General features: G+C 58.8%; 18 protein-coding genes. 2 read left to right on the forward strand and 16 right to left on the reverse strand.

All coding sequences use genetic code 11. The features are described from left to right. Positions 1–7: 7 nt before the first annotated feature. The 7 genes from K3754_RS15670 to acs all read right to left on the reverse strand — a co-directional run bounded on the left by K3754_RS15670 (position 8) and on the right by acs (position 8,649). Positions 8–1,420, reverse strand: coding sequence for a 3'-5' exonuclease (locus tag K3754_RS15670; RefSeq protein ID WP_203210208.1), 1,413 nt, complete (start codon positions 1,418–1,420; stop codon positions 8–10). Position 1,421: 1 nt separating this feature from the next. Further along, complete coding sequence (locus tag K3754_RS15675) at positions 1,422–1,940, reverse strand: hypothetical protein (RefSeq protein WP_259938469.1); 519 nt, start codon at positions 1,938–1,940, stop codon at positions 1,422–1,424. Positions 1,941–1,944: 4 nt separating this feature from the next. Further along, complete coding sequence (locus K3754_RS15680) at positions 1,945–3,765, reverse strand: DUF294 nucleotidyltransferase-like domain-containing protein (RefSeq protein ID WP_259938470.1); 1,821 nt, start codon at positions 3,763–3,765, stop codon at positions 1,945–1,947. A gap of 105 nt (positions 3,766–3,870) precedes the next feature. Continuing rightward, positions 3,871–5,658 (reverse strand): sodium:solute symporter family protein, encoded by a 1,788-nt coding sequence (locus K3754_RS15685; RefSeq protein ID WP_259938471.1) that lies wholly within the window; start codon positions 5,656–5,658, stop codon positions 3,871–3,873. Between the two features lie 5 nt (positions 5,659–5,663). Further along, complete coding sequence (locus K3754_RS15690) at positions 5,664–5,927, reverse strand: DUF4212 domain-containing protein (protein WP_025047491.1); 264 nt, start codon at positions 5,925–5,927, stop codon at positions 5,664–5,666. A 62-nt stretch (positions 5,928–5,989) separates the two neighbouring features. Then, positions 5,990–6,676, reverse strand: a complete 687-nt coding sequence (locus tag K3754_RS15695; protein WP_259943379.1) for an adenylate kinase — start codon at positions 6,674–6,676, stop codon at positions 5,990–5,992. Continuing rightward, positions 6,676–8,649, reverse strand: coding sequence for an acetate--CoA ligase (gene acs / locus K3754_RS15700; RefSeq protein ID WP_259938473.1), 1,974 nt, complete (start codon positions 8,647–8,649; stop codon positions 6,676–6,678). Before acs ends, K3754_RS15695 begins: the two co-directional genes overlap by 1 nt. A 463-nt stretch (positions 8,650–9,112) precedes the next feature. Between acs and K3754_RS15705 the strand changes: the two genes are divergently transcribed. Continuing rightward, positions 9,113–10,255, forward strand: a complete 1,143-nt coding sequence (locus K3754_RS15705) for a DUF3095 domain-containing protein (protein WP_259938474.1) — start codon at positions 9,113–9,115, stop codon at positions 10,253–10,255. A gap of 34 nt (positions 10,256–10,289) precedes the next feature. Here the strand turns inward: K3754_RS15705 and hisD (K3754_RS15710) are convergent, their stop codons facing one another. Beyond that, on the reverse strand, positions 10,290–11,588 hold the full coding sequence (hisD, locus tag K3754_RS15710; RefSeq protein WP_259938476.1) for a histidinol dehydrogenase: 1,299 nt from the start codon (positions 11,586–11,588) through the stop codon (positions 10,290–10,292). A 114-nt stretch (positions 11,589–11,702) separates the two neighbouring features. On the opposite strand from hisD (K3754_RS15710), the gene K3754_RS15715 reads away from it, so the two are divergent. Beyond that, a complete protein-coding gene (locus tag K3754_RS15715; protein WP_259938477.1) occupies positions 11,703–12,251 on the forward strand; it encodes a cupin domain-containing protein in 549 nt (182 codons plus the stop codon). On the opposite strand, the gene K3754_RS15720 is transcribed toward K3754_RS15715, so the two are convergent. From K3754_RS15720 to K3754_RS15755, 8 genes are all read right to left on the reverse strand, one after another. After that, positions 12,245–13,633, reverse strand: a complete 1,389-nt coding sequence (locus tag K3754_RS15720) for an amidase (protein WP_259938478.1) — start codon at positions 13,631–13,633, stop codon at positions 12,245–12,247. The genes K3754_RS15715 and K3754_RS15720 overlap by 7 nt on opposite strands. Before the next feature lies 1 nt (position 13,634). Continuing rightward, the gene (locus K3754_RS15725) at positions 13,635–14,600 is read right to left on the reverse strand and encodes a cupin domain-containing protein (RefSeq protein ID WP_259938479.1); all 966 of its coding nucleotides are present in this window, start codon (positions 14,598–14,600) and stop codon (positions 13,635–13,637) included. 61 nt (positions 14,601–14,661) lie between these two features. Further along, positions 14,662–15,684, reverse strand: a complete 1,023-nt coding sequence (locus K3754_RS15730; RefSeq protein ID WP_203210199.1) for a LacI family DNA-binding transcriptional regulator — start codon at positions 15,682–15,684, stop codon at positions 14,662–14,664. Positions 15,685–15,842: 158 nt separating this feature from the next. Further along, positions 15,843–17,171: a histidinol dehydrogenase gene (gene hisD / locus K3754_RS15735; RefSeq protein WP_203210198.1), complete on the reverse strand. Its 1,329-nt coding sequence runs from the start codon at positions 17,169–17,171 to the stop codon at positions 15,843–15,845. 30 nt (positions 17,172–17,201) lie between these two features. Then, entirely contained in the window at positions 17,202–18,257 is a 1,056-nt protein-coding gene (locus K3754_RS15740; RefSeq protein ID WP_259938480.1) for an ABC transporter ATP-binding protein, read from the reverse strand. A 9-nt stretch (positions 18,258–18,266) separates the two neighbouring features. Continuing rightward, positions 18,267–19,169 carry a carbohydrate ABC transporter permease gene (locus tag K3754_RS15745; protein ID WP_203210196.1) on the reverse strand — a complete coding sequence of 301 codons (903 nt, stop codon included), beginning with the start codon at positions 19,167–19,169 and terminating at the stop codon, positions 18,267–18,269. A 3-nt stretch (positions 19,170–19,172) separates the two neighbouring features. Then, positions 19,173–20,201, reverse strand: a complete 1,029-nt coding sequence (locus tag K3754_RS15750; RefSeq protein ID WP_203210195.1) for a carbohydrate ABC transporter permease — start codon at positions 20,199–20,201, stop codon at positions 19,173–19,175. A gap of 86 nt (positions 20,202–20,287) precedes the next feature. After that, entirely contained in the window at positions 20,288–21,526 is a 1,239-nt protein-coding gene (locus K3754_RS15755) for an ABC transporter substrate-binding protein (protein WP_259938484.1), read from the reverse strand. Positions 21,527–21,544 lie beyond the last annotated feature (18 nt).

Genomic DNA, 21,544 nt, shown 5'->3' on the forward strand with positions numbered 1-21,544 from the left:
CGCCTGTTCATTCGTTCAGATCATGTAAAAGCCGGCTGTGTTTGCGGGTCTCTTCGATCAATTGGCCAAAGGTGCACACACCCCTGCCTTCCAAAAGCGGTAGCAGCTTGACCAGCGCCGCACCGGTCGCATGGGCATCACCGTAGGCAGTGTGGCGCAGCTCTGCCGGGATCGAAATGGCAAGCCGTTCACATAGGGCGTCGAGTGAATGGTCCTCCGTGACCCCAAAGATCACGGCAGACAACAGCACCGTGTCCAGCACTGGATGGTTCCATTCTACCCCCATTTCCACCTCCGATTTGCGCAGCAGCCCGATGTCGAAAGGTGCATTATGGGCGACCAGAATGGCGTCACGGGCGAAATGGTGGAACGCGCGGCCCACCGTGGCGATATCGGGTGCATCCGCGACATCATCATCCGAGATCCCATGCACAAGAGTAGAGGCAGGCGGTATTTTACGACCAGGATGCACAAAGCGATCGAATGTTTCGCCCGCAATCATCTGGCCGTTCAGGATCCGCACACCACCGATCTGAATGATTGCATCCTTCTCGACCGACAGGCCGGTGGTCTCAGTGTCAAACGGCACGTAGCACAGATCGCGCAGTGGGCTGTCCCTGATCTCTTTGGTTTCGGCGACATTCATCAGACCAAAATCAAATACCAAAGGCCGCGCCTTGAGAAGCTGGCTGGCGATGGCCTGCACGTCGATCAGAACCATATGGCCGCCATCGCCGAGCGATTTCACCTGCGCGTCGAAGACCCGTACGGCGGTCTTATCGCCCAGTTTGAACGGCACCTCGGCGATGTCATCGGACAATTGGTCAATCGCATCGGTGAGCGTGGTGAGGTCAAAGTAATCGGACAAAGGTGCCTTGAGGCGCGGCGGTGCGATCTGTGACAGGACATCAGCGGCCTGACCGTCATAAAGAACAATCTCATGGGCCGGGTTCAACAGAATCGTTGCAATAGGAATTTCCGTCAGCAGCGCCGTCAGGCGCTCGCTTTCGTGTTTCAGGCGTTGTGTCTCATGCGCGACCTGCTTGGCTGTGTCCATCATCGACGCGTTCAGGGTGCGTGACAGCGCCCCTGCCGCCGGTGCCAGATCGCCCAAGTATCGCGCGGCGTCAGTGTCAACCGGCCCATCAATCCCCGAATGGGCCCGCAGCCGCAGATCGGCGGACAGCTTGTTGATCGGCTTGGCCACGTTTTCATCAAACAACAGCCAGACCGCTACGGCGAGGCCGGTGTTGAGAAAAGCAAACACGATGAAAGTGGTGATGAAGGGCGCGGCGGGCATGACCGTATCGGCCCGCGACCAGCCAAACCAAAGCGCCCCACCCGCCAGCGCCGCGCCTCCCGCCGCCAGAAGGCAGAAAAACAGGAAGATGCGCAAACGCAGGGACAGGCGGGTGAACATGTCAGCCCTCGCAGACCAGTTTCAGGATCGGATCATCAGCAGGCACCGTTTGCCAATCGGCATTGGCCACAGCACCGTCTGCACCAAAATCAGCCCCGTCGATCAACAAGGCCGAGCGCGGAGTGGCGCAATCAAACAGCATGGGCGCCTGACTGATCGGGGACCAGCGGCCAAAGAAATAGATATCGGCAAGCCGTTGATCCGGCAGATTTTCATTGCGGCGTGCCGTGCCAGTGTCGACTGCCGAAAACCGCTTGGTATAGGGCCAGATCTTGGTCCAAGGGCGCATCCAGCCTTCTTCGTCGACCTTGAGCGCGATCTCGACACCTTCGGGCAGGCGCTCGGCGGTGCGGTCGAACCACGTATATTCGTTCGATATCGTCATGCCGATCATGCCCGCCCCTGCGGCGATGGGCATGATCCATTTGGGCAAGCGTCGACCTGTCGTGATATTCAACAGCATCACCACCCCGGCGCAGGCGATGCCGGCAAAGACCGTGGCAATCAATTCTACAAACATAATCCTATCCTATCGCACCTTTGCCGGATCCCACGGCTGATTGCATTGTTTTGACCACCACAAAAGCATCGCGCAAATGGCTGCGCTCAAAATCAGACAGCCTCGATGGATCAAGGTAGTTGCCGGGCTTTTCCCCTGCCTTGATCTGCGCGGCCTGATGTTCAAGCCGTGTGACGGCGATCAGGTCGTAAGCGTCCAGCAGATCGGCACCGCCGGAACTGGACAACACGCCCGCAGCCATGGCCGCTTCTAACCGGGCGCGGGTGTTCACCGGGCTCAGACGGCCTTGCAGGGTGTAGATCCGGCCCAGATCCACCACCGGCACCACGCCTGCATGTTTGAGATCAAGCTGGTTGCGATGTTCACCGGATCGGATCGTCGCCAGCCCGCGCAACAGCCCCAAAGGCGGCTGATGCTTGAGAGAATTCGAGATCATATGCGCCGTGAAGATCGAATTTTTGGACGCCTGTTTGAGGGTCTTTTTTTGCAATTCGGCAAACAGGCTTTGATCGCCGCCGATGGGACGCAGGTCAAACATGACAGAGGCCAGCATCTGCGCTTCTGGGTCCGGCTTGGCGATCCAGCCTTTGAAATAGCCGCGCCAGACCTTCAATGGCTGGCACCAGCGCGGGTTGGTCGCCATCATATCGCCGGGGCAATAGAAATATCCGCAAGTATTCAGCCCATCGCTGACATATTTGGCGAGCGCGGCGAAATAGGGCATGTCAGCATTGGTCACATCATCCGACAGGATGAGACAATTGTCCTGATCCGAAACGCCGGTTTGTTCCTGCCGCCCTTGCGATCCGCAAGCCAGCCATAGATACGGCACCGGCGGCACGCCAAGCTTGGCCTCAGCCAGTGCCAGCAACCTTCGGGTGGCAGTGTCGGCAATGTCGGTGATCAGGCGCGTGATGACCTCGTGACGGTTCCCGGCCTCTACCAGTTGCACCAACAGTTGCGGGATCTCGGCCGTGGCACGGGCCATCGCGGCGGCATCGTTGGCCTTGGCCACCCGGCCGACCAGATCTGCCGAGGACATGGCCTGGGCGCGGGTCAGATCGGTCTGGGTGACAATGCCCAGCAGGTCACTGCCCTCCACAATCGGAATATGACCAATGCCGCGTTCCACCATCAGATGCAGCACATCTGTGACCAGCGCCTTGGGGCCAAGGGTCAGCTGGGTCCGGGTCATCACGTCACTGATCGGGCCGTTGATATCGGCGCCCTGCGCAACAACACGGCCCGTCATGTCGCGTACTGTCACGATCCCCTCAAGCCCGTCCGGGCCGGTGACGCAGATGGATGAAATATGCGCCTCATGCATCATCGCGGCGGCGTTACGAATGGTGGTCTGCGGCGGGCAGGTGACAAGATCGCGGGTCATCAATTGATCAACCGGCAAGGTGGTCAGGTCTTTGCGGTCCGCCCGCGCGGGGCGGCGGCGATCAAAGAACCGTGCGACAGCGGGCTGTCCCTTGATCAGTTCAAAAAGTGTTGCGGCGGGCATAACGATCATCCGCGATTGCGCGATGACTGTGGCGGTCCGGGTGGCGGTATCGCCGCGCAGCAAGGCGCGTTCGCCAAAGGAATTGCGCGGGCCAAGGATCGACAATTGCACGCCGGTCTCGTCGGTAATCTCCACCTCGCCCTCGGCTATGATGAAAAGATCCGCAACAGTGTCACCCACGGCAAAGGCCAAATCCCCCGGCGCGAACTCACGCGCCTCGCAGACAGAACCCAGGGCGTTCAGATCCCCTTCGGACAGGCTGTCGTAGGGATGAACCGAGGCAAGAAACTGGATCAGGTTGGCCGGAAGAGGCATATCGCAGGCCTTTTTAAATGAGGTGTCCCGCCCACAGTGACGCGGGCAGGACGGAATTGGAATGCGAGACACCGCCGCAGATTTGCAGCGGTGTCAGGCGTTTGTTTAGTGGTCTTCGACCGCACCGCCCGCACCGCGCGGGATGCGCACGCTTTGCACCAGATCCTTGATCTCTTGCGGGGTCTCTTTGGTCATGCCGGAGACCACATAGGCCACCGCAAAGTTGACCGCCGCGCCGATCGCACCAAAGGAGGTGGATTTGATCGGGCCAAGCAGAGGATCTGCATCGGTGAAGGCGTTGGTATCAGGGATAAAGAACCACCCCTTGTGCAGGAAGATGTAGAGCAGCGTCACAACCAGACCGGCCAGCATACCAGCCACGGCGCCCGTGTTGTTGATGCGGGTGGAGAAGATACCCATCATCAGCGCCGGGAAGATCGAAGCTGCAGCAAGACCAAAGGCAAGCGCCACGGTTTGCGCCGCAAAGCCCGGCGGGTTAAGGCCCAGAAGAACCGCCACCACAATCGCCGCCGCCATCGAGATACGCGCCGCCAAGAGTTCTGACTTCTCAGACATGTTCGGGGTCAACTGACCCTTCAGCAGATCGTGAGACACCGCAGAAGAGATCGCCAAGAGCAGGCCCGCCGCTGTGGACAGAGCCGCCGCAAGGCCACCCGCCGCCACAAGACCGATCACCCAGCCCGGAAGGCTCGCGATTTCAGGGTTGGCCAGCACAAGGATGTCGCGGTTGAAGTTGGTCAACTCATTCCCGGTCCAGCCGTTGGCCTCGGCCTTAGCTTGCAGATCGGCGTTCTTGTCGTTGTAGTACTGGATCTTGCCATCGCCGTTCTTGTCTTCCCATCCGAGAAGACCGGTCTTCTGCCATGTTTCCATCCAGGCGTATTGCGGATCGTTTTCGATCTGCTCAACGCTGACCGCCGCGCCATCCGTACCATTTGGCCACATCAGTTCAGAGATATTCAGACGCGCCATGGCACCAACAGCCGGGGCTGTGAGGTAGAGCAAGGCGATGAACACCAATGTCCAACCTGCGGACCAACGTGCGTCAGACACTTTGGGTACGGTGAAAAAGCGCATGATGACGTGCGGCAGACCTGCGGTACCGATCATCAGAGACAGGGTGAAGAGCACCATGTTGATGGTCGAGCCATGGGCGGCGGTGTATTCAGCAAAGCCAAGATCGCGCACGATCTGGTCCAGCTTGGCCAGCAGTGGCTCACCCGATGCGGTATGCTCGCCAAACAGGCCAAGCGCCGGGATCGGATTGCCTGTCAGTTGCAGCGAGATAAAGACAGCCGGGATCGTATAGGCCGTGATCAACACGCAATATTGTGCAACCTGCGTGTAGGTCACACCTTTCATGCCGCCAAAAACCGCATAGGCAAACACCACGCATGAGCCCAGAAGCAGGCCAAGCGTCGCGTCGATTTCCAGAAAGCGGCCAAAGGCAATGCCCACGCCCTGCATCTGGCCGATCACATAGGTGATGGAAGCCACCAGCAGACAGATCACAGCCACCATGCGTGCGGTCTTGGAATAGAAGCGGTCGCCGATGAACTCGGAAACTGTGAACTTGCCAAATTTGCGCAGGTAAGGAGCCAGCAACAGCGCAAGCAGCACGTAGCCACCGGTCCAACCCATCAAGAAGGAAGAGTTGTCATAGCCAGTAAAGGCAATCAGACCCGCCATCGAGATGAAGGAGGCCGCAGACATCCAGTCCGCCGCCGTGGCCATACCGTTGGTGACAGGGTGAACACCCCGGCCAGCCGCATAAAACTCGGACGTGGACCCGGCACGGGCCCAGACCGCGATGCCGATGTAAAGCGCAAAGGACGCGCCAACAAACAGCAGGTTAAGTGTAAACTGATCCATTGTGATTATTCCTCGTCCACGCCGTGCTCACGGTCGAGCTTGTTCATCCGCCATGCGTAAAAGAAGATCAAAATCAGGAAGATGATGATCGACCCTTGCTGGGCGAACCAGAAACCAAGGTCGGTCCCGCCCACGGCGATGCCCGACAATGCAGGGCGCAGGATGATCCCGAACCCGAATGAAACCAGCGCCCAGATGGCGAGGCTGATCAGGATCAGACGCACATTGGCGCTCCAGTATGCGTTATTGCTTTCGTCTTGTTGGGACATGTGTTTGAGCCCTCCTTCGTTTGCTTTCTCAAGGCCCGGGTGGCGGGCCTAGGGTTCAAGCGTTATGCCGTGGCTTGCGACACAACGGCGTTGAGTTCGGCGGCAATATCGTCAATTGCGCCCATCGCAGGGACAGCACAAAGCGCCCCTTTGGTTTGGTAATAATCAATCAGTGGCGCGGTCTGCGCGTGATAGGCCTCAAGCCGTTGTGTCACGGTTGCGGCGTTATCATCGGCGCGGCGCTTCATATCTGTTGAGCCGCAGTTGTCACAGGTGCCAGCCTTGGCGGTGGGTTTGAAACTGTCGTGATACCCTTCGCCGCATGCCCCGCAGGTGAACCGCCCCGAGATCCGTTCAACCATCGCCGCGTCCTCAACCTCAAGGCTGATGGCGGCGTTGATCCGCTGACCCGTGCCCGCAAGCAGGGCGTCCAATGCTTCGGCCTGAACCGTGGTGCGGGGAAAGCCGTCAAGGATCACGCCCTTGGCGCAATCAGGCTCGGCCAGACGGTCACGCAGGATCGCGATCACGATGTCATCGCTGACCAGATCGCCGGCTTCCATCACGGCCTTGGCCTGTTTTCCCGCTTCGGTGCCTGCCGCAACAGCGGCCCGCAGCAGATCACCCGTGGACAGTTGGATCAGCCCGTGGGTCTCTTCCAACATACGCGCCTGCGTGCCTTTGCCGGCGCCCGGAGGGCCAAGCAGAATAAGAACGGGTGCGACTGTCGGTGTGCCTGCGCCATCCATCACGAGGCGCTCCGGTTCATGCGGTTGTTGATCAGATCATCCACAACGGATGGATCGGCCAAGGTCGAGGTATCGCCCAATGCACCAAAATCGTCTTCTGCAATCTTGCGCAGGATACGGCGCATGATCTTGCCTGAGCGGGTTTTTGGCAGACCGGGGGCCCATTGAATCAGATCCGGCTTGGCAATTGGGCCAATCTCGGTACGAACCCAAGTTTCCAGCTCTTTACGCAGGGCATCGGACGGCTCTTCACCGTTCATCAAGGTGACATAGGCGTAGATCCCCTGCCCCTTGACGTCATGCGGATAGCCGACCACGGCGCTTTCGGCGACTTTGGCGTGGGCGACCAAGGCGCTTTCGACTTCTGCCGTGCCCATGCGGTGACCGGAGACATTGATCACATCGTCAACGCGGCCCGTGATCCAATAGTCGCCGTCCTCGTCACGGCGACACCCGTCACCCGAGAAATAGTAACCTTTGTAATCGCCAAAATAGGTTTTCTCGAAACGCTCATGATCTTGCCAGACGGTGCGCATCTGGCCGGGCCAGCTGTCTTTGATGCACAGGACACCTTCGACACCATTGCCCTCGATCACCTCACCGCTGGTGGGTTCCAGCACGACCGGCTGCACACCAAAGAACGGCTGTTGCGCAGCGCCGGGTTTGAGCTGGGTTGCGCCGGGCAGCGGGGTCAACATGTGACCGCCCGTTTCGGTCTGCCAGAAGGTATCGACGATAGGGCAATTGCCCTTGCCGACAACCTCATTGTACCAGTTCCACGCTTCGGGGTTGATCGGCTCCCCCACAGATCCGAGCACCCGCAGATCGGACAGGTCGTGTTTTTCCACCCAGCTTTTGCCCGCGCCCATCAAGGCACGGATCGCGGTCGGAGCAGTATAGAATTGATTGACCTTATGCTTGGCGCAGACCTCCCAGAAGCGGCCTGCGTCGGGATAGGTCGGTACGCCCTCAAACATGATCGTGGTCGCGCCATTGGCCAGCGGTCCATAGACGATATAACTGTGGCCCGTGACCCAGCCCACATCTGCCGTGCACCAGAAGACATCGCCATCGTGATAGTCAAAGACGATTTCATGGGTCATGGAAGCATAGACCAGATAGCCCCCTGACGTATGCACCACGCCTTTGGGCTGACCGGTGGAGCCTGAGGTGTAGAGGATAAACAGCGGATCTTCGGCACCCATCTCGGCAGGGGCGCATTCGTCGGACGCCGCGGCCATCAAGGCGTTACAATCGTGATCGCGGTCGGTCCAAGTGGTTTGGCTTCCGGTGCGTTTGACAACCAGACATTTCACACTGTCCTTGCAATGCAAAAGCGCGGTGTCGGTGTTGGATTTGAGCGGCGTTTCTCGACCACCTCGGGGGGCGTAATCCGCGGTGATGACCACTTTCGCGTCACAACCGTTGATACGCGCCCCCAAAGCGTCCGGGGAGAACCCTGCAAAAACGATGGAATGAATGGCCCCGATCCGGGCGCAGGCCAACATCGCGTAGGCGGCCTCGGGGATCATGGGAAGATAGATAACAACGCGGTCGCCCTTTGCGACACCCAGATCCGTCAGGACATTGGCCATCTTGCAGACCGATGCGTGCAGATCCTTGTAGGTGATGTGCAGGGCCGCTTCCTTGTTTGGATCATCCGGTTCCCAGATGATCGCTGTTTGGTCGCCGCGGGTTTCGAGATGACGGTCGATACAATTGGCGCTGACGTTCAGCGTGCCGTCCTCAAACCAGCGGATGTCGATGTTGCCAGGCGCGAAGGAGGTGTTCTTGACGGTCTTGAACGGCTTGATCCAATCGATCCGCTTGCCTTCCTCTGCCCAAAAGGCGTCAGGGTCGGCTACCGATGCCGCATACATACGCGCGTAATCCTGTGCGGTTACATGGGGCGTGCGGGATGAATCTTTGGCTGATGGTTGGCTTGCCGTGTTCAGCGGATCTGCGGTTGTCATGGTATCCTCCTCGTGCTGCGCGGCCTGTCTCGCAGTGAGAAACAGACAGCATCTTCTGAAGGAACATACTTAACTTTGTAAATAATCCGCGATTTCCGTTGGCTTTATTGCCACTTTCTGTAAATTTTTTTCGATTCTCCGAAAGCCTTTGTAAATAATTTCTCAAATCGCGAGAATCCGCAGAGTTTACTGACCTATAGTCAACTGCCGGGAAAATGGGGTCAGCGCTAACAGTATACAAACGTATACTGCGGCACAGGTTCAAGCCGCGCCAACGCGCTGCGACAAATCGTCAACTGATGGTGAAATTGCGTACGAAAGAGGCGAATCGCACATTTTTTGAAGGAGGAAAGAAGCGAAGCGCGGAAATCTCGTGCCGCCCTCAAAACAGCAGGCCGCGCGAAACCGCTTGTACACCAAAGAATGATTTGGTGATCGGGGGCGCATTGGCTAGCGTGATCAAATGACAGATCCCCTTCCTCCGTTTTATGCCGCCGTCCCCGTTCAGGATGATTTTGCCGCCCTGTCGGACACCGAGAATTACACTTCATTGCCCGAGGATTGGTGGGTTGGCACATCGGACATCGTCGGATCAACGCAGGCCGCTGCCGCAGGCAAATACAAAACGGTCAACATGGTTGGGGCGGCTGTCATTTCTGCCCAGATCAACGCCCATGGCGGGGTCGCCTTTCCCTATATCTTTGGCGGCGATGGGGCAGGATTTGCTGTTCCGCCCGAATGGAAGGACCGCGCGACCGAAGCATTGGCCGCGGTTCAGGTTTGGGCCGCAGAGGAGTTTGATATGTCGCTGCGGATCGGCATGGTTCGGATCTCAGACGTGCGCGCGGCAGGTCATGATGTGCGGATTGCCCGGTTTGGCGCGGCGGCAGGCGTGGACTACGCCATGTTCGCAGGTGGCGGGCTGGCCTGGGCGGAGGCGCGTATGAAGGATGGCGCAAACGGCGTGCCGCCCGCACCGCCGGGGACACAGCCGGACCTCACCGGATTGTCCTGCCGTTGGAGTCATATGCCAAGCCGCTATGGCGCGATCCTATCCGTGGTGATCATGCCCGCCCGCACCGCAGAAGACCCCGCATTTGCAAAGCTGGCCGGCAAGGTTGTTGCTTTGGCGGGCGGTCTGGATCGGTCCGGTCATCCCGGCGACACCAGCGGCCCCGGCGTGGACTGGCCGCCTGCTGGCGCCCAGCTTGAAGCCCATGCTCAACACGGTGCGGGATCGCTCGGCGCTGCGCGACGCAAGGCGCTGTTTGAAAGCTTCGTTGCCTGGCTTCTGATCAAGACAGGGCTCAAGATCGGCGGATTTGACGCGCGCCGTTACCGCCGTGTGGTCGGCCAAAACGCCGATTTCCGCAAATTTGAGGACGGGCTGAAGATGACTGTTGATTGCGATCCTGGAACAGAGGCCAAATTACGAAGCCTTTTGGATCAAGCCGTGGCGGAGGGCGTTGTCAGATATGGCATTCATGCCCAGTCAGAGGCGATGATGACCTGCATCGTCCCATCCATCATGACAGACGATCACGTGCACTTCGTCGATGGTGCGTCTGGTGGGTATACCGTTGCCGCGCAGGCCATCAAAGGATGACCCGCGCAGCCGGTTGAGCTTTGGTGCGGGGCGATCAGCCCTCAAATACCTTGGCACCGTGCAGGCGGAACATGGCTGCACGTCGGTGCCCCTCCATTTCTTCGGTCGCCGCCTGGCGACCTGCGGGCAAGGCCACGGTTTCAACACCACTGTCTTCAAGCCATTGGTGGGTGCAAATCTTGACAAATGAGCCGACCCAGAGCCCGCCCGTGTAGCGCCCTGCCCCCATCGTCGGCAGCGTGTGATTGGTGCCGCAGCATTTATCGGAATACACAACCGAGGCATTCTCGCCGATAAACAACGACCCGTAGTGGCGCAGCTTCTTGCCCGTCGCTTTGGCGTCGCGGGTGTGGACCTGCAGGTGTTCGGCCGCGATGATGTCGGAATAGGCGATCATCGCCTCTTCGGTCTCGCACAGGACAATGGACCCGTAATCGCGCCAGGCGGGGGCGGCAACAGCAGCCGTGGAAAGATGGGTCAGCTGGGCCTCGACCTCTTTCAAGGTGGCCTCTGCCAGCGCCGCGTCGGTGGTGATCAAACCTACACGGGTGCGCACATCATGTTCGGCCTGCGCCAGCAGATCTGCGGCAACCATCACCGGGTTTGCTGTCTCATCCGCCACGATGAAAATCTCGCTTGGGCCTGCCAACTGGTCAATTCCGACTGGGCCAAACACCTGCCGCTTGGCCTCGTTCACGAAGGCATTGCCAGGGCCGACAATCTTGTCCACCGAAGGCACGGTCTGGGTGCCAAAGGCCATCGCTGCGATGGCCTGCGCACCACCAATGCGGAAGATCCGGTCTGCGCCAGAAAGGTGACAGCCGGCGATCATCGCGGGATGGGCGTTGGGCGGCAGACATGCAATCACCTCATCGCAGCCCGCGACTTTGGCTGGAACAAGGCTCATGATCGGGGCAGACAACAACGGGAATCGGCCGCCGGGCACGTAGCACCCGACCCGCTCAATCGGAATGACCCGATGCCCCAGATGAATGCCCGGATGCAACTCGACCTCAAGTGGCAGGATCGTGTCCATTTGCGCCTGCGCAAACCGCCGGACATTGTCGATGGCAAACTCGGTATCAGCGCGGGTTTGCGGATCCAGTTGCGCCAACGCCGCCTCGCGGTCCTGCGCTGTGACTTCAAATGCCTCAAGGTCAGAGTTGTCGAACTTGCGGGCATATTTTGCAACCGCCGCATCCCCATCGTTGTGGACATCGTCGAGGACCGTTTTGACCAGCCCTTCAATTTCTGCGGTGTCTTGCTCGGCGCTGCGCTCTGGCTGTTTCACAAAGGTCAGCTGCGCGTTCAGCGCGTCATCAATGTGCATCATGGTGGTCACTCTTTGCTGTGAAGGTCATTGGCCGCAATCATCCTCTCTAGCGGATCACCAATCAATTGACTTGGAGCGTTTGGTCAAGATAATGGACACCACAGGGAGTTCTCCATGGCCAAAGTCGGAAAACGTGTTGCCACATTGCGGCAAAGGCGGATGCTTACAGTGAGAGAGCTGGCAGCGCGATCGGGCATCGCGCATTCGACCATATCACTGATTGAAAGGGATAAAGTCAGCCCATCGGTCGATACACTGGCCGCCATTGTCGATGCACTGGGCGCGACCTTGACCGCATTTTTCGGCATTGAAGGTGTGCAAGAGGGCATACACCCCTTCTATAGCGAGGCCGATTTGGTCGAAATAGGCTCCACCGAGCAAATCTCCTACCGCATGGTGGGAATGAACTTTGCCGAGCGGCAGATGCTCTTGATGATGGAAACCTATCAGCCCGGCGCGGTGTCGACCGAAGCGTTAAGCCACAAGGCCCAAGAAGGCGGGTTCGTGCTTCAAGGTGCAGTGCGGGTATCAGTGGGCGACGAGGTGCGCGTTCTAAAAGCCGGGGATGGATATTACTTCGACAGCCGCATACCCCATTCATTTGAGAACTTGTCAGATGGAGAAAGCAAGATCGTCAGCGCGGTCACGCCGCCAAATTACTGATTTTCGATCGCGGCCAATTCAACCGCGCGAAAGTCGGGCTTTTGACAACTGTGATCGGTGGCGCGTTCGAACATCTGTGCCACCTGCAACACCTTCATATCATCATGCCGCGCCCCGACGATCTGGAGACCGAGGGGCATGCCATCCTGCATCCCCACCGGAACGGAAACCGCGGGTTGACCGCTCATGTTGAACGGGATGGTTCGCATCGGGGTCCATGTCGCCTTGCCATCTTCAAAGCTGTCGAACCGCTCTGCGGGGCGCAAGGTGGTTGGCAGGATCAACACGTCAAACTTTGCCATCGTCGCTTCGGCTTGCCGAGAAAAGTCCTGCACCACGGCTTGTCCTTGCGCGTAGGTCTGATCGTCCACACCACGACCGGCTTGCATTGTATCAAGCAGCATTCGGCCGACCTGATCAGAGGCCCGCGAAATCTCCGACCAGTGATTGCGCACTTGTTCATACAGCAATACGTCACAGGCCGCTTTCTCCAGCGGCGCATAGTCGGGCAAGTCCACGAGGGTCACTGACGCGCCTGCCAAGCTGAGATCGGAGGCGGCTTTGTCAAAATACTGAACGGTCTGGTCATCACACCAATTGCGAACAAAACCCACACGCAGCTTTTCCGATTGCCCGTCGGGCACTGGCATTCCGGCCATTGCCGTCATTGCAAATGACGCATCTTCCGCGGTCTGCGTGAGCAGCCCAATGTGATCCAAGGATTGCGACAGCGGCATGACGCCCTCCATCGGGAAACTGTCAAAGGTCGGCTTGAACCCAACCACACCGCAAAAGGCCGCCGGGCTGCGAACAGACCCGCCCGTATCCGTGCCAAGCGCCAAGGGCACCATCCCGCCCGCCACTGCAGCTGCTGATCCCGAAGAGGATCCGCCGGTGATATGATCGGCATGCCACGGATTGCGCGGCTGGGCATAAAGACTGCTGGCGTCTGGCCCAACGGTGGCCATCTCATAGGTGGCGACCACCCCCACCAGCACTGCGCATTGCTCCCGTAGGATTTCAACGACCGGTGCATCCTGCGCCGCAATCCGATCCTCACAGAGAGACGAGCCCCAGCGTATCGGCCATCCTGCCACGTCGATCACGTCTTTGATGGCAACGGGAATGCCTTGCAGCGGACCATGGTCCAGATCTTCGGCAAAAGCGGCATCCGCCGCCGATGCGGCGGCAAGTGCCCCTTGCTGATCAACATGCACAAACGCACCGATCTGCGGATTGCGCTCCGAGATGCGGGTCAGAAATGCGCTGACAAGCTCAACCGAAGAAAGCCGCCCCGCCCGCAGCGCCGCCGCCATTTGCACCAGCGTCAGATCTGCGGGGTTGCCATCGGGGCCTTGGAGAATGGCCTGCATGTTGTGCATCTCACCCCTGCCAGGTTGCCCCTGCCGCATCATCGGTTGCGATGATGTGGTAAAGCGCGGCCTCGCCGGTCATTGAGGGCAAGGCGCGATGCATGACCCCTTCTGGCACAGACATCGTATCACCGGGCGCCAATGTGGCGGCCCCCCCCTCATAATCCACGCGCCAATGGCCTTTGACCGGCATCAGGACCGAAGGCCGGTCATGTTTGTGCATCTCTTCGGAGGCGCAGGCGCGGGTGATGAAATCAATCTCGAACCCTGGTTTATCCCGAATGATTCCCTTCTCGCCGATCACCTTAACCGGTGCCTCCTCTGCCAGCGCGACCATATCCAGATAGCGGCGCACATAGCCGCCGATCACCTGCATGGCGCTTGGGCAATCGACCTTGTCCAGCTCTGCTTGGGTCAGCAGCGGCATTGGGCCAACACCATCGGGCAGGTTTTCACCTTTCTTGCTGTCATAGAGCTTGCCGTTCTCACCAAGGATCAACCCGTGCGCCTTGGCGTCTTCGATCACATGTGGCGCCCAGATCACGCCGCCGCCCGCATCGTCGCCGCCCAGAACCGCCATGATCATCCCATAGTCGGTACCGATGTTTTCGAACCCGCGAAAGATATTCGTGGGAATGTTGAAGATGTCGCCCTCTTCAAGGATGACCTCGCCTGCATCGCCATGCTCACCCCAGAAGAACCGCCAGCGACCGCTGAGGATGAAGAACACTTCTGCTGTGCGGTGGTTGTGCAGGGAATTGCGGCACTTGGGCGGCTGGCCTGCTGCGCCAATGTTGAACCCATGCGGAATACCGATATGCACATGCTGGTCCGGGCTTTCGCTGACACCGCCGCCGATAATCGTGAAGTTTTCCTTTTGATCGCTACCGGGGGTGTGGGCGTCGATAAATGCAGTGCGGCAGGGGCGTAAATCGCCATAGCGCACGATGCGGCTTTCCATGTCCTGTGGTGTCATCTGGTTATCCTTTGTTATTTCGCACGCCTTTGGCGCGGTTTGTTATCTCATGCGGCCTTGCTCAACCTTGTCTTTGGCTTGGCCCACCCGTTGACCCACGCACGATCAGCTCCCCTTTGAGGCGCAGCTTTTGCGCAGGGCTGTCAGCGTTGTCGATCTGGCCCAACAGAACTTCGACAGTCTGCGCCACCATCCGGTTGATGGGCTGGCGATAACTGGTCAGATCATAGGCAGGCCAAGCGGCAATCGGCACATCGTCAAACCCGGCGACCAGCAGGTCTTCGGGAATACGCAGGCCGATTTTGTGGCGCACCGCATCGACAAAGGCGAAGGCCATGTGATCGTTGCAGACAAAGACCGCATCAGGCCGGTTCCGCCCCGCGCAAAATTCCAGCGCGGCGGTGCGGGCCAGCGGGTATTCAAAGCCGCCGACCTCGCGCATGGCAAGGGACAGCCCCGCCTCTTCCAATCCTTGCAGGAAGCCCTTCTCACGGTCGATCTGGGTCGAAGCTCCTTCAAAGCCGGCGACATAGCCAATGCGCTCCGCGCCGCGTTCGGCAAAATGTTGCGCAATGGCCCGTCCGCCTTCGATATTGTCGGTGGTGACCGCGCTCATCCGTGCGTCGTCTTGGTCGCGGTTGAACAGAACCACCGGAATACCGTGGTCCTCACATTTGCGGGCCAGGCTGGAGGACATGGAAACCGAGGCCAGCACGATCCCGTCGACTTGGTAATCAAGCAGCTGCCGCATCACATCATCGGTGTCACCAATCGTAGGCGTCGCCATGAAGACCAGCGCGTGATAGCCCTGTTCCTGCAAGGCCACGGCCAGCCGTTCGATGGCTTCGGGATAGAACTGGTTGTCCAGATATGCCACGACCAGCCCGATGATCTGGCTGCGGCCTGTGGTCATGGCGCGGGCCAGAACGTTGGGGCTATAGCCAAGGCTTTCGGCGGCCCGCATTACTTTTTCGCGGGTCTTGTCCGACACGCTGCCGCCGGGGGTAAAGACCCGACTGACGGCGGACTGACTGACCCCCGCCTTGTGGGCCACCTGCATGGACGTCACTCTGGATTTGTTCACTTTCCCCACCTTGCGCGGCCGCCTTGCAAGGGCAGATGTCGCCGCTGGCAACATGTCGCCCCGGATGCCTTGGCCGGCATCTATCGGTCCGTAGCTCCGTGATAGAACAAAACCACCACGGATAGGAGTGCCCTGTCCAAATTCTTCGCCCAACGTGATTACTCCGCCGCGTCCTGCCACTGCGCCGCCTCACCATATGGGACGTTCTGTCCGCCGTAGCGGCGGACACGCAAGTTGCATTGTTCGGCGTGGCCGACAAAGCCTTCGAGCAGGCACAGGCGAGAGCCATAGGCGCCGATCATCGCGGCGGCTTCGTCCGTGGTGACTTTCTGATAGCTGTGGGTCTTGAGGTATTTGCCAACCCACAGACCGCCCGTGTAGCGACCGGCCTTCTTGGTGGGCAGCGTGTGGTTGGTGCCGATCACCTTGTCGCCATTGGCCACATTGGTGCGCGGACCCAGGAACAGCGCGCCATAGCTGTGCATGTTCTCCAGATACCAGTCATCACGGTCCGTCATCACCTGCACATGTTCATAGGCCATGTCATTGGCAACCTGCAGCATCTCGTCATGGCTGTCGCAGAGCACCACATCGCCAAAGTCTTCCCAGCTCACCGACGCCGTGTTGGCGGTGGGCAGGATCTTCAGGATTCGCTCGATCTCGCCCATCGTCGCCTCGGCCAGTTTGCGCGAGGTGGTGATCAGGCAGGCGGGGCTGTTGTAGCCGTGTTCGGCCTGTCCCAGCAGATCGGTGGCGCACATTTCGGCATCCACCGTGTCATCGGCAATCACCATGGTCTCGGTCGGCCCGGCAAACAGATCAATGCCCACCCGGCCAAACAGCTGGCGCTTGGCCTCGGCGACAAAGGCGTTGCCCGGCCCGACCAGCAGATGCACCGGCGCGATGCTTTCGGTGCCGATGGCCATCGCGCCCACCGCCTGAATGCCGCCCAGAACATAGATCTCGTCCGCGCCGCCGATGTGCATTGCAGCAATCACTGCCGGGTTCGGCTCTCCGTTGAAGGGCGGTGTGCAGGCGATGATGCGCGGCACCCCCGCCACCTTGGCCGTGGCCACCGACATATGCGCCGAAGCAACCATCGGGAATTTGCCGCCGGGCACATAGCAGCCCACCGATTGCACCGGGATGTTCTTGTGGCCGAGGATCACACCGGGCAGCGTTTCCACTTCAATATCGGTCATCGAGGCCCGCTGCGCCTTGGCGAAATTGACCACCTGTTCCTGGGCAAAGCGGATGTCGGCCATGTCACGCTCAGACACCTTGGCGATGATCGCCGCGATCTCGTCATCCGACAGGCGGTAGGACGGACGGTCATAGCCGTCAAACTTCACCGCCAGCTCATGCACCGCGGCATCACCGCGCGCCTCGATATCCGCCAAAGTGGAGGCCACAACATCCCGCACCTTCGCGTCATCTTCTGCTTTTTCTGTCTCGGGCTTGCTGCGCTTGAGAAATTCGATCGCCATTGCTCTTATCCTTGAAATTCTTGGTTTTGCTTAGTCCAGCGCAATGCGCGCACCTGTTTGCGGGTCGAACAGATGGCAAATCTCGGCTGGGATTGATCCTTCAACGATCTGGTCGATTTCGGCGCGGTAATCCTTGTTGGTTTTGATCGATACCAACGCGCCGCCCTGACGCCATGTAATCATGGTCGCATCGCCCAAGAGTTCCACCGAATAGACCGGGCCGGTGATCTGGCCGCCGGTGTCGCAGACATCGGCATCCTCGGCGCGAAAACCCAAGGTCACGGGGCCATTGTGTTTGGTGTTCAGCCCCAGGATCTTCATCCCCTCAGCGGTAAAGGTGCCGCCCTCAATTTGCCCGTCGATCAGGTTCATTGCGGGTGAACCAATAAAGCTGGCCACAAAGGTATTGGCGGGTGTGTTGTAGATTTCGGTGGGCGTGCCGACCTGCTGGATCTCGCCTGCATTCATCACCACAACACGGTCGGCCAATGTCATCGCCTCAATCTGATCGTGGGTCACATAGACCGTTGTCACCTTGAGCTTGCTTTGCAGGTTCTTGATCTGCGCACGGGTGGAGACCCGCAGCTTGGCGTCCAGATTGGACAGGGGTTCATCCATCAAAAAGACTGTGGGCTTGCGCACGATGGCACGGCCCAGTGCCACACGCTGCCTTTGTCCGCCCGACAATTCGGCAGGGCGGCGGTGCATGAAGTCTTCCAGTTCGACCATCCGCACGGCCCGCATCACCATCTCGTCGTGTTGTTCCTTGGGCACGCGGCGCACCCGCAGTGGAAAGCGGATATTCTCATAGACCGAGAGGTTCGGATAAAGGCCGTAGGACTGGAACACCATGGAGATATCGCGGTCTTTCGGGGGCAGATGGTTCACCACCTTATCGCCCAACAGGATCTCGCCCTCGCTGACCCCTTCAAGGCCCGCAATCATCCGCATGGTGGTGGACTTGCCGCAGCCGGATGGGCCCAGCAGTACCAGAAATTCTTCATCCGCAATATCGAGGTTGAGGTCTTTCACGCCGACAAAGGCGCCCCATCGCTTGTTGATATTCTTGAGTTGAAGTCGGGCCATGACAGAGACCTATCCTTTGACTGCGCCAGCGGTCAGGCCGCTGACAATTTGGCGTTGGAAAAACATGATGAGCACAAAGAGCGGGATGATGGCCGAGACCACGGCGGCGACCGCATACATGACCTTGCCCTCTTCCTGGGTGGAGCCGAGGAAGCTGTTGATCTTGGGAATCATCGTGGCGTTCTCTTCGGTCAGCAGCATCGAGGTGGTGGTGAAATCGTTGTAGGCCAGCAGGAAGCTGAACAATCCGGTGGTGACAACGCCGGGCCACATCACCGGGATGATGGCCAGACGGAAGGCCTGAAACCTTGTGCATCCATCGACCATCGCGGCCTCATCCAGATCCTTGGGGATCGACAGGAAAAAGCTGTGCAGCATCCAGAGGGTGAAGGGTTGGTTGATCGCCACCAGAACGATGATGGTGGTCGGCAGATAGCCCCAGATATTCAACTGAAAGAACGGCAGCAGATAACCAGAGACCAGCGTGACATGCGGCATGGCGCGAAACACCAGCGCGGCGATGAGGATCCAAAAGGTGTAGCGGAAGCCAGACCGCGCCAAGGCATAGCCGCCCAGCGTGCCAAGTGTGAGGGAGATCAATGTGACGCAAAGCGTCACGATGCCGGTGTTCATCGCAGCGCGCCAGAATTCCTTTTCGATCCATGCCCCGCGGTAACCATCGAGGGTAAAGGCACCGCCGGTTTGCGCCGTGGTCGCGGGACCGGTGATTGCGTTCATCCAATCAGCACGGGAGAAGAAATCGCCCTCCGCCTTGAACGATCCCCATGCCGTCCAGAGGAAGGGAAAGGCCGCGATAAACAGCCAGACCAGAACGAATGCCACGGAAAGGACTGCAAGAGCGGTGGATTTCTGGGCCGCGGGATTGTCGCTTGTTGTGTTGAAGAGGGCCATGGATCAAGCCTTTCGATTGAATTCGCGGGCGTTGCGGAACAGCACCGGCAGCAGCAGGATGATCACTCCGACGATCGTCAACATCGACGTTGCAGCTGCGGAGCCAAACAGCGGGGTCTCGGCCTCGCGCAGGTCGGTGTAGATCAGATAGCTCAGCGATGTGGCGCTGGCGGAAGCAGAGAAACCGATGATTGGCTCAAAAATCCGGAAGTTGTCCATCAGCTGCATCAGCGCAACAAAGGTCGCCAGCGGCAGCAGATAGGGCATCACCACAAAGCGGATCTGCTCCCACCGGTTGGCGCCATCGACCATGGAGGATTCCAGCGTATCGGAGGGCACGGTTTGCAGTCCGGCGTAGAAGACAACAAAGGCAAAGGGCGCAGAGTGCCAGACGCCGTAAACAAATAACGTGACCCAGGTCAGCGTCGGGGAGGCCTTGAGCGATAGCGATGGATCGGCAAAGAGGTATTGTAGGAAAGCCCCCACAACACCGCGGCTGTCGATCATCCAAAAGAGGACCAGCGAGCCGACCAGCGGCGTGACGATCATCGGCAAAAGTGAAAAGAAGATCACCGGTCCCTTGAGGACACTCGGGATCGAATTGACCACCACGGCGATGATAAACCCAAAGACAATCACCAGCGGCGTGACGATAAAGGTATAAGACAGCGTAAAGATCAGTGCCTTGTAGAACGGCAGGTTCATGATCCGGTCGCGGATTTCACCAAAGTTTTCTGAGGTCGCTACAATCTCGGTGATCTCATCAGTCGCGAGGTGGCTGGAGTTTGTGTAGGTTTCCAACCCATTGAAGCGCCCGGCGGGAGCCTCCTCGCGTATTTTGCGCATCGCATCCTGATCAACCGCGACTTCAGGCGTACACCCAAACGGGCCGCAAGTTTCGGTTTCGATCATGATCTGCTCGTGTTCGACAAACATCGACTGATAGGCGACCGAGATAATCGGAATGGCGATGAACAAAGCCATCGCAAGAAGTGACGGCCAGATAAAGGCCATGAATTCTTTGTGGGTCATTGCGCCCTGCCCCCCTTAATTGCCGGATGCGGATCGAATAAACGTAAGGGGGCTATGCCGCCCCCTTACAATGTCTGGCACAAAGCTTAGTTCAGGAAACCAGCTTCTTTTGCTGCGGTGTTGTATGCAGCGGTAATGTCATCCAATGCCTGCTCCGCGCTTTCGCTACCTTGCAGATATTCGATGACATTGTCCCCCAGAGCCGTGTGCAGGAGGCCCATGTAAGGGACCATCGGGTAGGGGCGCGCCTTGCCTTGCAGGTTGGCAACAACACCATCAGCAGCAGGTGTTGGCTCATAGCCATCCACCAGCCAGACAGCCAGCTCCTGGTTTTCCGCGATCACTTGGGGGGAGATTCCCTTCATCATTGCGCGGAAGGAAGCTTCGGCATCTTCGTCAGAGATATTCTTGGCGATGGTGAACCCATCCCACCACAGCGCCGCGGACGGCACGCCGCCATCCGTCAGTGCCGGCATCGCGGCCAGTGCTGTTGCTTTGGCGATCTCTGGTGCAGGGCTGTCGTCGCCGATATAGGCGCTGGCCCGTGATCCCCAGGATGTTGCAAAGGCAAGCTCATTTGCCTCCCAGATCGGTTTGACGCCGTTGGTGTCATAGGTCACGTAATCGGGGCTCATGTAGTCGGTCATCGCCTTGAGCGTTTCAAGCGTCTTGATGCCATTGGCATTGTCGATGTCCAGCTCTGCAGAACCCGCCTTGAAGAAATCGCCACCGGTGCCGAGGTAGGTGTTCACAAACTCTGCCGCGAGATTCCAGCCGGGCTTGAAGTTCGCCGCCAGTGGATATTCCATCACGCCTTTGTCTTTCAGCATTTTGGAAGCTTCGATCAGTTCGGCATAGGTGCCAGGAACGGCGATGCCATGCTCATCAAGAATGTCCTTGCGATAGAACAGGTGCTGCGCGTTGGCCATAAAGGCAATCGCCATCACCTTGCCATCCACCTTGATCAGCTGTTGCGGCAGCAATTGCTGACCCCACTTTTCAACATAGGCATCCAGCGGGCGGATCAGATCTTCGTTCAGCAACGGCACGATGGAGTTGGTCGCAACAATCGGCACGGTGTAGCTGGCCGGATTTGTGGTCAGCGCTGGCACCTGAATGTTCTTGTGCTCGGTCGTGGCATTGCTGGTGACTTCGACACTGTCACTTGCGCAAGTCTTGGCCGCATCCGCAATGACATGCAGCGCTTCAAAGTCGTTGGACAAGATCCGGACAGAGCCGCTTTCGATGCCGCAATCGGCCAACGCCGCTGTGGTCGACATCGCCAGACCACAGGCAACGAGTGCTGTTGTGAGTTTGAATTTCATTTGAAACCTCCCATTGGT

The organism is Sulfitobacter sp. M368 (assembly GCF_025141875.1).
GTDB lineage: Bacteria > Pseudomonadota > Alphaproteobacteria > Rhodobacterales > Rhodobacteraceae > Sulfitobacter > Sulfitobacter mediterraneus_A.

Coding starts and splice junctions, on each gene's coding strand:
- K3754_RS15705 (WP_259938474.1), top strand. CDS start 9,113: ATGACAGATCCCCTTCCTCCGTTTTATGCCGCCGTCCCCGTTCAGGAT.
- hisD (WP_203210198.1), bottom strand. CDS start 17,171: ATGGCGATCGAATTTCTCAAGCGCAGCAAGCCCGAGACAGAAAAAGCA.
- K3754_RS15685 (WP_259938471.1), bottom strand. CDS start 5,658: ATGGATCAGTTTACACTTAACCTGCTGTTTGTTGGCGCGTCCTTTGCG.
- K3754_RS15695 (WP_259943379.1), bottom strand. CDS start 6,676: ATGGATGGCGCAGGCACACCGACAGTCGCACCCGTTCTTATTCTGCTT.
- K3754_RS15745 (WP_203210196.1), bottom strand. CDS start 19,169: ATGGCCCTCTTCAACACAACAAGCGACAATCCCGCGGCCCAGAAATCC.
- K3754_RS15725 (WP_259938479.1), bottom strand. CDS start 14,600: ATGACACCACAGGACATGGAAAGCCGCATCGTGCGCTATGGCGATTTA.
- K3754_RS15720 (WP_259938478.1), bottom strand. CDS start 13,633: ATGCACAACATGCAGGCCATTCTCCAAGGCCCCGATGGCAACCCCGCA.
- K3754_RS15675 (WP_259938469.1), bottom strand. CDS start 1,940: ATGTTTGTAGAATTGATTGCCACGGTCTTTGCCGGCATCGCCTGCGCC.
- K3754_RS15690 (WP_025047491.1), bottom strand. CDS start 5,927: ATGTCCCAACAAGACGAAAGCAATAACGCATACTGGAGCGCCAATGTG.
- K3754_RS15750 (WP_203210195.1), bottom strand. CDS start 20,201: ATGACCCACAAAGAATTCATGGCCTTTATCTGGCCGTCACTTCTTGCG.
- K3754_RS15715 (WP_259938477.1), top strand. CDS start 11,703: ATGGCCAAAGTCGGAAAACGTGTTGCCACATTGCGGCAAAGGCGGATG.
- hisD (WP_259938476.1), bottom strand. CDS start 11,588: ATGATGCACATTGATGACGCGCTGAACGCGCAGCTGACCTTTGTGAAA.
- K3754_RS15680 (WP_259938470.1), bottom strand. CDS start 3,765: ATGCCTCTTCCGGCCAACCTGATCCAGTTTCTTGCCTCGGTTCATCCC.
- K3754_RS15755 (WP_259938484.1), bottom strand. CDS start 21,526: ATGAAATTCAAACTCACAACAGCACTCGTTGCCTGTGGTCTGGCGATG.
- acs (WP_259938473.1), bottom strand. CDS start 8,649: ATGACAACCGCAGATCCGCTGAACACGGCAAGCCAACCATCAGCCAAA.
- K3754_RS15670 (WP_203210208.1), bottom strand. CDS start 1,420: ATGTTCACCCGCCTGTCCCTGCGTTTGCGCATCTTCCTGTTTTTCTGC.
- K3754_RS15740 (WP_259938480.1), bottom strand. CDS start 18,257: ATGGCCCGACTTCAACTCAAGAATATCAACAAGCGATGGGGCGCCTTT.